Source organism: Solidesulfovibrio aerotolerans, assembly GCF_009856865.1.
In the GTDB taxonomy this organism is placed as follows: Bacteria; Desulfobacterota; Desulfovibrionia; order Desulfovibrionales; family Desulfovibrionaceae; genus Solidesulfovibrio; species Solidesulfovibrio aerotolerans.
On record NZ_WVUD01000011.1, the window covers coordinates 92,139 to 106,425 of the forward strand.

Sequence of the window (14,287 nt, forward strand, 5' to 3'; positions counted from 1 at the left end):
GCCGATCAGTCCGAAGCCTTTCGCCCGGTGCCCCGGTATTTTTCCACAATCTGCGTGAGCATCGCCATATCCACGGGCTTGGCGAGGTAGTCGTCCATGCCGGCCGCCAGGAATTTATCCCGGTCGCCGGTCATGGCGTAGGCGGTCATGGCGATGATGGGAATGGCCGCCTTGGCGCTGCCGGCAAAGGGGCCGGAGCGGATGGCCCGGGTGGCCTGGACGCCGTCTGTATCGGCCATCTGGATGTCCATGAAAATCATGTCAAAGGACTGCCGGTTAAATATCTCCAGGGCATGCCGGCCATCGGTGGCCGTGGTCACGGCGCAGCCGAGCTTTTCGAGCATCCGCTGGCCGGCCAGCAGATTGACCGGGTCATCCTCGACGAACAGGACGCGCGGGGCGGCCCCGGTCGCCTGGAGCTTTTGCGCGTCCGCGACACTGCCCGGGTCGGACGCGGGCGGCGGCAGGCCAAAGGGCAGGGACAGGTAAATGGTCGTTCCCAGGCCCTCGGTGCTGTCGATGGAGAGGTCGCCGCCCAGAAGCTTAACGAGTTTGCGCACGATGGACAAACCAAGGCCGGCCCCCTGGAAACGGCGGGCGTAGCTTCCCTCGGCCTGGACAAAAGGCTCAAAGACATCGGTCAGGCGGGATTCAGGAATGCCGATGCCGGTGTCGCTGACGGTAAAAAGAACCCGGACACCGGCTGTGGCCGTGCGGGGCTGGGGCGCGGCTTCCACATGGACCGCCCCATGGTCGGTAAATTTGAGGGCGTTGCCGATGAGATTAAACAGTATCTGGCGTATGCGGGCCTCGTCGCCGTAAAGCAATGGGGGGATGCGGGGATCGATGCTAAAGTCCAGCCCCAGGCCTTTGCTCGTGGCAGACCGGCCAAAAATCTCCAGGACTGATTCCCGCAACGTCCCCATATTGAAGGCCGCTTCCTGGATGATCAATTTGCCGGCTTCGATCCTGGACAGGTCGAGAATGTCGGCCAGCAGCCGGGTCAGGCGCTGGGTGGAGGCTATGGCGTGGCCGAGGTAGGTCTGCTGCTCGTCGTCGGTGGCAGTGGTGGCCAGCAGTTGCAGCATGCCGAGCACCCCGTTAAGCGGCGTGCGGATTTCGTGGCTCATGTTGGCTAAAAATTCCGATTTGGCCTTGTTGGCTGATTCAGCGCTGTCCTTGGCCGCCAGCAACGCTTCCTCGGTCAGCAGCCGCTCCAATTCGGCCCCCGCCCGCATACTGGCCAGGCGCAGGACGGATTCCGCCAGCGGTTGATTGTCCAGGGGGCGGCGGCCGATGACGGCGATCAGGCCGTTGGGGTATCCTGCGGCGTCCCACAGCGTGGTCCCGACATAGCTGTCGGCGGCCATGTCGCGTAGTACCGGATCGTTGGGGAACAGTTCGGCCACATCGCGGGGGAAGCTGCAGATCGTTTTGCCCACCACATTGCCGCAGGGGGTATCCTTGAGCGCATAGGTGACATTGTCCTCGAAGTGGCCGTCGTGATAGACGGCCAGGGTCCGGGCCGTGAGGCCTTCCCCTTCCAGTCTGTCGATGCACACGAATTCCATGTTCAAAAGCTCGGCCAGAAATCTGGCCAGCGCCTGGAAAAAATCCAAACCGTCACTGACGCCGTGGGTGGCCAGAAAGGTCAAGGTTTTTTCCAGGCTCTTGTGCTCGGTGATGTCGCGGCCAACGACCACCAGCCCTTTGCGGCGGCCGTCCGGGTAATAGGTGGGAACCTTTATTAGGTCGTACAGGCGCAACGTGCCGTTTCGCAGGGGCAGGGTCTCCTCGCTGCGGCTGGGGCCACGACGTTCCCAGGCGTTCTCGTCAGTGGTTTCGCAGTGCCGCAACGTTTCCTGCAGGAACGGATATTCCCTGGCCAACTGCGCATCGCTTTTGCCCAGGCAGTCTGCTTCGGACAGTCCCAACAATTCCAGATTGCAGGGGTTGGTTTCCTGCCAGCGGCCCTGGCCGTCCTTGAAGCAGACGAGATCCGGTATGGCATTGATGAGGGTGCGCAGGCGCTCCTCGCTTTCCTGGCGCGCCTGCTCGGCTTGCCGGCGCTCGGTGACGTCATGAACAATGCAGAACAGGAGCGGCCGGTCGGAGAGTTCCACCACGGACGGGTAGACTTCGGTGAGGCGCTCTTCGCCGTTTTTAAGCCGGTGTACGGCGCTGTAGCGTTGCCGCGTTCCCGCACAGACTTCCTGGCGCAGGTCGGTATGGGTTTCGGGCGGCATGGCACTGATCCGGGAGATGTTTTGGCCGCGCAGTTCGTCCTGGGAGTAGCCGGTAAAGGCGGCCGCGCCCACGTTGGCGTCCACGATGTCGCCTGTGGTGGCGTCGAGCAGAAAAAACGGTGCCTGATGGCTGTTGAAAAGGGCGCGAAACATGCGCTCGCTCTGGGCCAGCCGGCCTTGTATTGCTTCCAGGTAGGTCACGATGATGGCCACGGCCGAGAGAAGGCCCAGGGAGGCCCCGATCAAAAAACCCCAGGGAGCGAAGGCGGCCACCGGGCGCAGGAACGGATAGTCCAGGTGGTGCAGCCCCCACAGGATCAAGGCCCAGCCGGCCACATGGCGGCCGACGGCATTGACTGGAGCCCCATGGAGCAGGACGCGTCCGTTAATGATCTGGGAAACGGCAAAATAAAAGTACGTGGGGATGTAAAACCAGGGGGCCGGGATGGAAAGGGCGAGCGAGACCGGGCACCAGGCCGCCGTCAATCCGGCGACCAGGGACAGACTCCGGCCGGGACGTCGGCCGGCATATTCCAGGGAACCCCACAGCAGGAGGGTGCCGGTGGCGACCACCAGCAGTTGTTCGACGAGCAGGAGGCCGGGCCAGGGTCCATTGGAAACGTTGACCAGGATGACCATGTTGCGCAGGGCATGGGCCAGCCAGGCCAGGGCCCAGAGCAACAGGAATCGGTCTTTGTATTTTCCGTAGAGGAAGAAATACAAAAAGACAAAGAGGGAGAAGCAGACTGCGCCGGCGATCAAGGCTATCGGGAGCCAGCAGCTCATACTGTCACTTCCTTGGTTTCTTGTCCGGCTGGCCGTGCAGAAAACAGATCGGTACAGAATTGGCGGCTCGTCGCGAACAACTTGATTCCGGGCAGGCGTTGGCAGCCTCGGTGCCACAGTGCGGTGAGGCTGCGATTGACCACGCCCGCCAGGATGCGCCGCAGCTGCGTTCCTTTACGAGAGGAGAGAAAATTCAAAGAACGTATTATTTCTATAAACGCCTTGGGGCAGGGCGTCAAACAGGGACTGGCTGGGGCCTGCCAGGGGCAAGGCGGCGTCCCGGGCGTTGCCGGTGCCCCACGAGCCGCCGCCGGTCGGGGCGCACCCCGTCGGGGGGGCGCGAAAAAGCAGCGACAGCGAAAAAGCAGCGACAGCGAAAAAGCAGCGATGGCAAAAAACAAGAGGCCTCGAAGGGTTTCCTTCGAGGCCTCGACAGGCAGCCAATGCTGTCTGATTTGATCTGGCGGGGCCGACGAGACTCGAACTCGCGCCCTCCGACGTGACAGGCCGGCGTTATAACCAGCTTAACTACGGCCCCAGATCGACAATCCGCAAACTTGAAAGTAAGGAGCCTCGAAGGGATTGTGCTTCGAGGCCCCGACAAGCAGTTTATACTGCTTGTTAAGATCTGGCGGGGCCGACGAGACTCGAACTCGCGCCCTCCGACGTGACAGGCCGGCGTTATAACCAGCTTAACTACGGCCCCAGATCGCTCGGCAACTCGTGGTAGGCGGAACAGGGCTCGAACCTGTGACCCCCGGCTTGTAAGGCCGATGCTCTCCCAGCTGAGCTACCCGCCCGCCCGGCGAGACACGGTATCTACGCATCTCGCCCCCCGGCGTCAACATTTTTTTTCACGGCTCTAGGGCCAATTCTCATTCCTGTTGTATTCCGCTATGCTAGAGGCAGCTTTGAACCACAACCGGCAGGGTGGACATGATGACCGTTTTCCTTGTGCTCCTGGCTCTCCCCCTGGGAGCAGCCCTGGCCCTGGCTGCTGGCAGCTATGCCGCCTTCGGGTTGGCTGTCTATCGGGGGCACAACAGCCTGTTCGGCCGGGCCTGTCCGGGCCAGGGGGCCGCCTGTCTGGCCCAGGGCATCCTCTCGGCCGTGGTTGCCCAGTTGGTCATGATTCTCACCTGTCCCCTGGGGCCATTGTTGGCTCCCCGCCGGCGAGGCTCCCCGCCGGTTCCCGGACAGCCGACGGTGGTATGCCTGCACGGGCTTTACCACACCCCGGCCGCTTTTCTGGCCATCCGACCGGCCCTGGCCCGGGCCGGCTATGCCCAGGTTGCCATTTTGGCCTACCGCTCGCTTGGGACGGATTTCGAGGCCGAGGCCCAACGCCTGCTGGCCGTGTTGCGCGCCACGCTCGCCCCTGATGCCCCGCTGTGTTTTCTCGGCCACAGTTTGGGCGGGCTTTTGGCCCGGCGGCTGGCCGCCGAACCGGACTTAGCCCGGCGCACGCGGGCCATCGTGACGCTGGGTACGCCGCATCAGGGCAGTGCTCTCGCCATCCTGGCCGTGGGCCGGCTTGGCCGGTCGCTGCGTCCGGGCAGCCGGCTCCTGGCCCGTCTGGCGGCGCTGCCCGATCCGCCCGGCGCGCGCTGCACGGCGCTGTATTCCCCGGTGGACGGACTCGTGGTGCCGGATACCGGCTTGGACCCGGGCCGGCCGGGCTGGCAGCATGTGGTCACGCCGCCGGTGGCCCATGTGGCCATGCTCTACCATCCGGCCACCATCGCCCTGGTGGTGGCGGCCGTTGGGCGCAGTCTGGGGCCAAACCCCGACCGGCAAGGCGAGGGGGCAAGCTAAGGCTTTTTGCCGTGCATCTGGGCCACGAGTTCCTCCAGGGACATCTCGTCGTCGATGCGGTAGGGCTCGGGCCGGTCGGAATCGAGATCATGGCCTGCGTTGCCGGCGGCCGGGTGGGGGGCGGGGCTGACCGGGGCCACGGGTCGGGCCGGCTGTGGCTCGGCGGGGCGGATGGGCGGCGGGGCTGGCCGGCTGCTGGCCCGAAAGACCAGGGTGGGCGGGGTCAGGCTGGTCCGGGCGTCGAGAAATTCCTCGCGGTAGCGCTCGAAGGTGAACATGCCGTCGGAGCGGCCGGCCTGCTGCATGTTTTCAATCTGGTTGAAGCGGTTTTCCCGGATGATATTGCGAAGGGCCGGGGCGCTGCGGATGATGGACAGGACAGGTGCCCGAAAGCCCACCTTGGGCAACAGTTCCAGATGCTGCACCACCACGGCCCCCAGGCAGGAGGCCAGTTGGGAGCGCACAAAATCCTGGGCGTCGGCGGTAAAGGCGTTGCACAGGCGCAACAGCGCCTCCTCGGCCGTGGCGGCGTGCAGGGTGGCGATGACCAGATGGCCGGACTCGGCGGCGTTGATCGTTAGGCGCATGGTTTCCGGGTCGCGCAGTTCCCCCACCACGATCACATCAGCGTCTTCGCGCAATACATCCTGCAACCCTTGTTCAAAGCTCGGGAAATGGGCACCGAGTTCGCGCTGGTCCACCAGCGAGCGCTCGGAGACAAACCGGTATTCGATGGGATCTTCCAAAGTGACAATATGGCCGGCCCGGGTTTCGTTTATTTCCCGGACCATGGCCGCGATGGTGGTGGATTTGCCGTTGCCCGTCGGGCCGCAGATGAGAATCAGGCCATGGGGCTGGCTGCACAAGTCCCGCAGGGAGGGGTGGAGATTTAAAGCCTCGAAATCGGGGATGGTCGCGGGCAGAAAGCGGATGGTCAGGCCCAGGCCATCGGCGGTATGAAAGGCGTTTAAGCGCATCTGGGCATCGGGGAAATGGGCTGAGAAATCAACGGACCAGCGTTCGGCCAGGATGCGGCGTTGGCGGTCGGTGGTGAGGCTGTGCAGCAGGGTATCGAGTTCCTCGGCGGCAAAGGTGATGTCGCGTTGGAAGTGGAGGAGCCCGTTTTTGCGGGCGGCCACGGGCATCCCTGGCCGCAGATGCAGGTCGGATACATTGTTGCGAACACAGGACGTGACGAGTTTTTTGAATTTTTCCATAAGTCGTGGGCTATTTTCCCGATCCGGTGACAACGAAGGAGCCGGCTTCGCCGCTGGCCCGCAATTCCGGGGCGTACATGGCCTCGGCCTGGGCCGGGGGCAGCCGGAACTCGCCGGGCGTCACAGCCCGCAGCAGGGCGTAGTGGACCTGCCAGCCGGTGTCGGGCAGATCCGTGAACATGAGGATACGGTCGTCGCGCAGGTCAAGGGCGTTACTCCTGGATTTGTCGTCCTCGCCCATCCAGGGCAGCCGTTCGGTGCTGTCCAGGCGCGGATTTTCCACTTCAAGGCCGGCCGGCAGCAGATTTTCCAGGACAACGTTGGCAACCGGCCCGCTCGTTGCCCGCACGGCGAATTTGACCACCACCAGCGCCCCCTGGGGCACGGTGTTGGCGAGCAGCGGCTCGCCGTTTCGGGTCAGATAGGTCCGGGCGATCTCCAGCCCGGCGGCATGGGGCGCATAGGCGGCCGGTGCCGGGATGCCGCGGGTGCGCACGGAGTAGAAGCAACTGCCCGGCTCGAAGCCCTGGGTGACGCTGAGCCGCAGATCGCCGGTGTCTGCAAGCCGGCGCAGGCTTAAGACCTTGGCGCTCGAAAAATCCGACAGCAGGCCCGAGCCGGCAAAAAGCTGGCCCGAAAACGGCTTTTTGGCCTGCTGGCGGGCGTAGAACTTGCCAAGGGCCAACAGGGCAAAGGCGTTTTCCTGGGTGGACGGGTAGGCTTCGCCCTCCAGGAGCCGTCCGACCTCCACGACCAGGCTGCCCAGGCGCGGATCGGCCGGGGCGGCGTCCATCAGCGCCGACAGATAGAGCGCCTTGTCGCGCAGGGTGGAGTCCAGCGTGCCGCCGGTTTCCTTGCGCGCTTCGCCAGACGGGACAGGGCCGGCCACCAGCAGATCGGCGGCCCGGGTGTTGCCCACGGCAGCGTAGGCAGCGGCGAGCAGGCCCTTGGATTCGGCAGCCATGCCCTTGCCGTGGGCATCGCGCAGATTGTCCATGGCCCCGATGTCGGCCCGGCCGGCCTTGGCCTGGACGAACAGGGCATAGGCGGCGAGCTTTTGGCCGTCAGCCGTGTCGAGCTTGGCCTCGCGCCCGGTTTCGCCGGCATAGCGCAACGCCTGCCCCAGGACGTCCTTGTCCACGGGATAGCCGGCCGCAGCCGCTTCGACCAGGAAATGGGTGGCATACAGGCTCATCCAGGGTTGCGGTTCATCCCCGCCGGGCCACATGGCAAACCCGCCGTTATACAGCTGCATGCCCGTTATCCGGCGCAGGCCCGAGAGCACCATGGCGGCCGGATTTTGGTTTTCAAAGGCGGCCGGGTCCATGGCCCGGGCCAGATCGGCAAAATAGAGCAGGGGAAAGGCCTTGGAGGTGGTCTGCTCCAGGCAGCCGTAGGGATAGCCGAGCAGGGCTTTTAAGTTGCCGGTGAAACGGATCAGCGGGGAGGCCCCGACGGTGACGTCGCGCCGGGCCGTGCCGGGCAGGAATTCCCCGGAGGCCAGTTCGGGAATGGTCAGGTTGGCGGATTCAAGACTGCCCGAGCGCACCGAGGTGCGCGCCGGCAGCGGCGAGCGCACCGGGATGTCGGCCGAATCCGTGGATGATTCCCCGCCGCCGCTGACGGTGGCGGCCAGGGAGGCCACGCCCTCGCTCTCCCCGGCCGTGACCGGGAAGACGATGGCCGCCGTGGCTCCTTTGGCAATGGCCACGGTTTGCGGGGAATTGGCCACGCTCGCCGGGCCGGAGGCAGTCAGCGTCACGGCAAAGGAGCCGTCCTTGCCGGTGTCGTTGCGAACGGTCAGGGTCGTTAGGGCTTTGTCGCCAAAGGACAGGAAGCGGGGGAACGACGGCAACAGGACGAGCGGGCTTTTGACGATGGTTTTGGCCTCGGTCGAGGCAAAGCGGCGTCCCGACGCGCCAACGGCCATAAGCCGCACCTGTCCCTGGAATTCGGGGATATCAAAATGCACGGTCGCCTTGCCGGTGGGGCCGACGGACACCAGCCCCGACCAGAACGCCACGGTCTTGGCGGCCGGGCTTTGGGAGCGCACGAAGTTGGACAGGTCTTCCAGACCGTCGCCGCCGCCGGCCAGGGCCTTGCCGAGGATAGGGGCCACTTCCGGGAGGAGCAGGGCAAACGTGTCGCTGGTTTCCACCTGCAACTGGCGCTTGGCATAAAACGCGGCAAAGGGGTTGGGGGTTTTCTGGGCGATGAGTTGCAAGATGCCCTCGTCCACGGCAGCCACGGTGACCACGCTGCCGGGGGGAGCGCTGACCTCGGCGGAAAGCGTTGTGCCGGGGCGGATTTCGGCCGGGGCGGCAAGGGTCAGGGGCAGCTTGCCCGAGGCCTTGTCCACGCCGATGGGGGTTGCGCCGTAAGCGCGCGACGGGCTGCCGGAGACGACGTCGCCGACCTTGCGCACCAGGGTTGCGGTCACATACACGCCGGGCATGTATTCGGGCTTAATGGGCACGGTGATTTCGCCGGTGTTGCCGGGCAGGTCGATGATCTGCACGTCGTGGATGGCCGAGCCTTCCACCGCCACCAGCAGCTTGCCGCCAAAGGGGGCGCGCACCTGCAATTTGGCTGTTTCGCTCGAGGCGTATTCGGTCTTGTCGGGTTTCAGTTCAATGCGGGCCGGATTCTCCATGGCCCAGGGCGAATAGCCAAAACCGCCGGCATAGAAATCGACCTGGGTGGCCGCGCCCGAAGCGTCGTCGGTGAGCACCACCCGGTAGCTGCCAAAGGACGGCGGGGTGAAACTCACCCGGCCTTTGCCGCCGGCAAGGGCCACGGTCTTGGTGTCGAGCACCTTGGGATCGCGCACGGATTCGTATTTGAGCGAACCGTCCGGGCCTTTGCGCAGCACGGTCTGCCAGGCGTCGCGGTACAGCGTGGCCGATAGCTCCGCCGTGTTGGCGAGCGCGCCGCCGGAGGCCACAGATACGCAATCAAAGGTGAGCGGCTTGCCCGGGGGGGCGGCATCGCTGGCCAACCGTTTGAGCCCCGGATAGCTGGCGTAGACATGCACCGGCATCCGGGCCAGGCTGGACACGCCCCGGCCGCCGCCTTCGCGCACCCGGGCGGTGAAAATGGCTTCCAGGGCGGCCGGCGGCGACAGGCCGTCCGGCAGGGCGGCCTCGAAGGCGGCCTTGCCTTCGGCGTCAAGCGCGCCCGACTCCTGGAAAAATTCCGTGTCCTCAAAGCTGCGTTCCGGATCGCCAAAGACGTATTGCTCAAACCCCTTGGGAGCAAAGGCCGCCTTGACCAGCCGGGCGCGCACCTCCACCGGCAGATCCGCCCCGGGCGCGCCAAAGAGATAGCGCCCGGACACGGCAAAGGGCACGGCCTGTCCTGGGACAGCCAGGGCCGGGTCGGCCGTCACCGCGACGCTGATGCGGTCGGGCACGAATTCTTCCACCTGGAAACGGTACTGGCCGATGACGGTCTCACCGATGGCGATTTCCAGGGTATAGGCCCCGGTCAGGGACTGGGACGGCAGGGACTGTTTGAGGCTCACCGCCCCTTCAGCGCCGGTGACGACGGCCTGTTCGCTGATTTTCCGGCCCTGGGGATCGGCCAGCCGGATGGTCACCGGCATGGAGGGCGGCACGCCCAGACGCACGTCGCGCACCACGGCCAGCCCCTCCAGGGTTTCGCCCGGGCGGTAGATGTCGCGTTCGCCGTAAATAAAGGCCGTGTAGCCGGCGGCCGGAATGACCGCGCCGCCGACGTCGAGGCCGGCTTCGTCCACCCGGAAGCGGTCGTAGAGCAGAAAGCTCGTGTCCGCGCCTTTTTGCACCACAATCAAATAGGGGCGTTTGTCGGAAGCTGCCTTGGGATTGATTTTGGCCCGGAAAAGGCCCTGGGCGTCGGTTGTGCCACCGGCCAGTTCCTGGTTTTGGTGGGAGTAGACCTTGACGCTGGCTCCGGTGAGGGGGGCAAGGCTGGCCACCGAGGCCGTCCAGACCAGCAGATCGCCCGGTCCCTGCTTGGCGATGATGCCGATGTCGGTGATACACACAAATCGCTGGAAGCCCTCGAACTTGCCGGGAACGGTGAGGGCCACGCGGTAGAGGCCCGGTTCCTGCCCCTGGATGAATTTTTCGAGATTAAGCGGCGTGGTCTCCACGGTGTTGCTTTTGTGGCGCAAGGGCACCCGGTCGCTTGTTATCCGGTCGCCCAGGCTGGAATTGATCCCGCCGCCGCCGTAGAAGTCCTCAAAAGCCGAGTAGTCCATGGTAAAAAGCGGACACATGTTGTTGAAATAGACCCGGTCGATGGAGACTTCGGCCGTGGTGGCGTTGACACTTTTAACAGCCAGATTCTTGTAGCCGTTGCGCGACAGGAACAACCCCTGGTCGCGAAAATCCACGCTGGGCTCAAGGTCTGGGACGCGCACCGTGCGCGTGACCTCGGCGTCAAGAACCGCGCCGTCGGCAGCGATGAGTCCCTTTTCCAGGACGACGCTGTATTCCCGGCCCGGCTCAAAGGCCCCGCTTAAGAGCAACTCCGCGCCATCGGACGCCAGTTCCGTGGCCATGTCCGGTTCAATGCGGATGTGCCCGGCTGTTTCCTCGTTGGCCTCGACCGGAGTGGACATGGTGAGGCGGATGGTGGCGGTTCCTTCCTCGGAAGCAGCCTTGACCTCGCGCAGGCGCAGATGGGGGTCGAGCGCCACGGGGATGACGGCCACGGCTTCGCGCGCCAGGGCGATGTCGCCCTTATCCGGGAGCAGCCCCGGAGTGATCACGACTTTGACATCGCGCTGTTGGGGCGTTTTCTCGATGGGATCGGAGACAAAGCTGATTTTTTTGGCGCTGTGGGTGGTGCTCAGCGCAATGGCCACGGGTTTTAACGGGTCGCGGGGATCAACGAGTTTTATGTGGTCAACCAGGGCCTTGGGCTCGACGGAGCGGTTAAAGGCCGCTTCGCCGCGCACCACCACCATGGCCCCGCCTGCGGCCGCCGGTTCCAGGTGGGCGGTCAGGCGCGCCACTTCAAAGCTGCCGTAGCTGGCCTGCCAGCTGTCCTGGCCGGCCAGTACCTGGGGCGGGGCCACCAGGGCCTGGGAGGAAAATTTTACAGTGTAGACCGTTGCCTGGGCAAAACCGTCTTTGGGCTCAAAACGCAGCATGTAGGGCGAAATCCAGGTCCAGCGCCCTGGTATGGGCGGTTCGATGACCGCGGGATCGGCGGCCGGTGAGGCCCCTTCCTTGGCCGCGCCCACGGGCCGGTCAAAGGCGGCCAGCAGATAGCGGCCGCGTTCGGGGTCCATGGCCAGACCGGCCACGCGCACGGCGTCCAGGGCGGCCTGGGGCGCGGGTGCGACCTGGCCTGTCGGCTCGGAGGAGGCAGCTGGCGGCGGGGCCGGCTGGCGTGCCAGCAGCGCAAACTCGCCCAGGGCGATGACGGCCAGGGCCGCGATAAGCCAGTTTTTCCAGGTCTGCCGTGTGCCGTCTGTGGGCGATTGGTTCATTGCGGCCTCCGATGCTTACCTTCATACCCGCGTTCCATATTTTTTCAACTGCGATGCGAGGAAATGACGCGTTTGCAAAATGTCGCCGCTCTGATACCCCAGACCATCACGCCAAGGAGGCCCTATGTTTCGCATCCAGTCCCTGCTTGTACTGCTCGCTGTTGTGCTGTGCTGCCTTCTGGGGGCGGCCGAGCCGGCCGAGGCCGAGGCCGAAACCCGGAAAACGACGGTTTACGGCATGTTTCGGCAGAGTGCCCAGGGGGGCATCGAGCTGACCAGTCCCCAGGAGCCCGGCGTGGTCTATATTCCCTTCGATACCGGGGCGATTATGGGTTCGGTGGTGGGCATCAAGGTCCGGGTCGTGGGTGTGGTTCGCGAAACCGTGGACCGCCAGGGTGTCAGCTACCGCATTCTGGCCGTGGACGAGATAAAGCCTCTGACGGCGGAATACGGGGCCACCACCATCACGCGCAACCAGCCGGTGGGCCTGCCCGGGACCGATGCGGCCGAGGTCCACGCCTATCATAACAAGACCTGTTATTTTTTCCCCCGTTACGCCGTGGTCGAGACGCTGGCGTCCTATTCCGACGGCCACACCCTGCGGGTTGCGGCCCACACCGGGGCCGATTCGCCGGACGCGGTCTGCGAACTGGCCCAGGGCACGCCGCTGTTTGAGATCCCCAACGGCGGCGACTTCGCCTTTGCCGGTCTGGCCGGCGACACGCTGCTGGTGCAAAACGGCGCGCCCCAAGAGATACACGGGCTGATGGCCGTCGATCTGGCCGCCGGAAAGCAGACCCTGGACGCCACGGTTGCGCCGGGGGCAACGGTGGCCAAGGGGCGGCTGTTCTATACGGAAAAGCGCCCCGAGACCGGGCGCAAAACGGCCTGTCCGGCCGGCAAGACGGCGGTGCGGCCCATGGCGCTGGTCTTAAAGACTGGAAAGGCGGCAGCGGCCGGTAAGGAGACCTGCTGGCCGTAAGGGCGAGCTAACCGCAGCGCGTTTAATTCAGGATCTTTTTCTTCCAGAATTCGGCGCGTTTTTCGATGGCCGCCTGCAGCTTGGCCAGCTCGCGGCGGTCGTCGTCGGTTTTGGCCGCAGCCTTGGTTTTTTCCAGCTGGAATTTGACCTGCATGGGGTTGTTTTCGTACACGGCGGCGTAGGTCAGGTTGAGGTAGGCGTGGAAAATATCCCCGGCCTGCCCGAGGATCTGGCCGTAGATGGCGCGGATTTCGCCGTTTTCCGGCACGCGCAGGCGCACCTTTTCCATATAGCTGATGGCGGCCTTGGGGTTGCCTTCCTGGGCCAGCATGCGGCCGTATTCGAAATTGGAATCGATGTCGCCGGGATTTTGCCGCAGGGCCGCCTCCAGCAGGGTCTTGGCCCGGGCGAAATCGCGGATCTTTAAATAATAGCGGCCGGACTCGCGCAGCACCAGCGGGTCTGTGCCGCCGCAGGCCAAAGCCGCATCAAAGGCCGCCTTGGCCTGGCTCATATCCTCCAGGGACCGGGACAGGGCGATGGCAAGGCCGAGCTTGTCCAGGCAGGTCGCCTTGTCGCCAATCTTTCGAAAGTAGGCCACGGCGTTTTTGGGGTCGGTATAGCGGGCGCGCACCAGCACCTGGGCGCGTTTGAAAGCCGCGTCCTGATCCTTGCGGTCCTGGACGTCCTTGGGCAGCATCTTCACCCGGTCTTTTAAGTAGGCCATGCGTTCGTTGAGGCCCGGGTGGGTGCTTAAATAGGTGGGGATGTCGCCGCCGCCCTGCATGAATTTGAGTTTGCGCATGGTCTCGAAGGCTTCCACCAACCCTTGGGGCGAATAGCCGGCGGCCACCAGATAGTTCATGCCCACCTGATCGGCCTCGCGTTCGTCGTCGCGGGAATATTTGAGATAGGCATGGGCCGTGGCAGCCTGGGAGCCGACCGCCATAAGCGTGCCCAGATCCTGGTTGCCGGTGGCTTGACCGAGCACCGCGCCGGCCAGGACGCCGACCAGCTGGCCGATGGAAAGCATTTTCATCTCGCCCACGCGCTTGGCGATGTGGCGCTGGCTGACGTGGGCCAGTTCGTGGGCCACAACACCCGCGATCTCGGACTCGTGCTCCATCTGCAGAATCAGCCCGGTAAAGACGAAGACGTAGCCGGCCGGCCCGGCAAAGGCGTTGACGGCGTTATTGTTGATGATGGCGACGTTGAAGGGAAAAGGCTGGGGCGGCATGACTTTGACGATGCGTTCCACCACGCCGCTGATGTAGTCGTTGATCTCGGTGTCCTCGATCAGCGGCATGCGGGCCCGAATCAGCGTGTTGAATTTTTCGCCAAGCTCTCGTTCGTCTTTGAGATCAAAGGAAAAAAACGAGGCCTGGGCGGTTGGGGCCAGCACCAGGGACACTGCCAACCAGACAGCGGCAGCCGCCGCCGCCAGTCGCCGGGTCGCGCCCGGCCGGTGACGCAAGCTTGGGACGTACATAGTCCGCCTATACGCCCATCCGGCAGCGAAGAAAAGTGCCGCGATGGGGACTGGCCCAAGGGGCGGCAGCGCCGCAGCCGCCCGGCCTTTGGCAGGCGGCTTGGGCCTGGCGCAGCGCGCGGGGCTGTTGGCAAAAACGGCGCAGGAAAGGAACAGGCCCGCGCCGGAAACGACGTGGAAGTGGTGCTACTCCGGCAATGCTGCGGCGCGAAAAACAGTGGGCAGGCCTGGGCCGGAAACGACCCTGCCCCGGCGGCGGCGCGCGACCGG

General features: G+C 64.7%; 6 protein-coding genes and 3 tRNA genes. 2 read left to right on the top strand and 7 right to left on the bottom strand.

The genetic code is table 11. The features are described from left to right. Positions 1-5: 5 nt before the first annotated feature. The 4 genes from GTA51_RS08585 to GTA51_RS08600 all read right to left on the bottom strand — a co-directional run bounded on the left by GTA51_RS08585 (position 6) and on the right by GTA51_RS08600 (position 3,832). Positions 6-3,032, bottom strand: coding sequence for a PAS domain-containing hybrid sensor histidine kinase/response regulator (locus tag GTA51_RS08585; protein ID WP_160960300.1), 3,027 nt, complete (start codon positions 3,030-3,032; stop codon positions 6-8). A gap of 461 nt (positions 3,033-3,493) precedes the next feature. After that, positions 3,494-3,570, bottom strand: a tRNA-Asp gene (locus GTA51_RS08590). A gap of 91 nt (positions 3,571-3,661) precedes the next feature. After that, positions 3,662-3,738, bottom strand: a tRNA-Asp gene (locus GTA51_RS08595). Positions 3,739-3,756: 18 nt separating this feature from the next. Continuing rightward, positions 3,757-3,832 (bottom strand) — tRNA-Val (locus GTA51_RS08600). A gap of 136 nt (positions 3,833-3,968) precedes the next feature. Here GTA51_RS08600 and GTA51_RS08605 point away from each other — a divergent pair. Continuing rightward, a complete protein-coding gene (locus GTA51_RS08605; RefSeq protein WP_246198054.1) occupies positions 3,969-4,847 on the top strand; it encodes an esterase/lipase family protein in 879 nt (292 codons plus the stop codon). Here GTA51_RS08605 and GTA51_RS08610 read toward each other — a convergent pair. Then, complete coding sequence (locus tag GTA51_RS08610; RefSeq protein WP_160960301.1) at positions 4,844-6,064, bottom strand: type IV pilus twitching motility protein PilT; 1,221 nt, start codon at positions 6,062-6,064, stop codon at positions 4,844-4,846. The two genes, GTA51_RS08605 and GTA51_RS08610, sit on opposite strands and share 4 nt — an antisense overlap. A 10-nt stretch (positions 6,065-6,074) precedes the next feature. After that, on the bottom strand, positions 6,075-11,546 hold the full coding sequence (locus GTA51_RS08615; RefSeq protein WP_160960303.1) for an alpha-2-macroglobulin family protein: 5,472 nt from the start codon (positions 11,544-11,546) through the stop codon (positions 6,075-6,077). A 124-nt stretch (positions 11,547-11,670) separates the two neighbouring features. On the opposite strand from GTA51_RS08615, the gene GTA51_RS08620 reads away from it, so the two are divergent. Further along, positions 11,671-12,528 (top strand): hypothetical protein, encoded by an 858-nt coding sequence (locus GTA51_RS08620; protein ID WP_160960304.1) that lies wholly within the window; start codon positions 11,671-11,673, stop codon positions 12,526-12,528. A gap of 22 nt (positions 12,529-12,550) precedes the next feature. Here GTA51_RS08620 and GTA51_RS08625 read toward each other — a convergent pair whose 3' ends face one another. Further along, positions 12,551-14,017 (bottom strand): beta-barrel assembly-enhancing protease, encoded by a 1,467-nt coding sequence (locus GTA51_RS08625; protein ID WP_160960306.1) that lies wholly within the window; start codon positions 14,015-14,017, stop codon positions 12,551-12,553. Between the last annotated feature and the right edge of the window lie 270 nt (positions 14,018-14,287).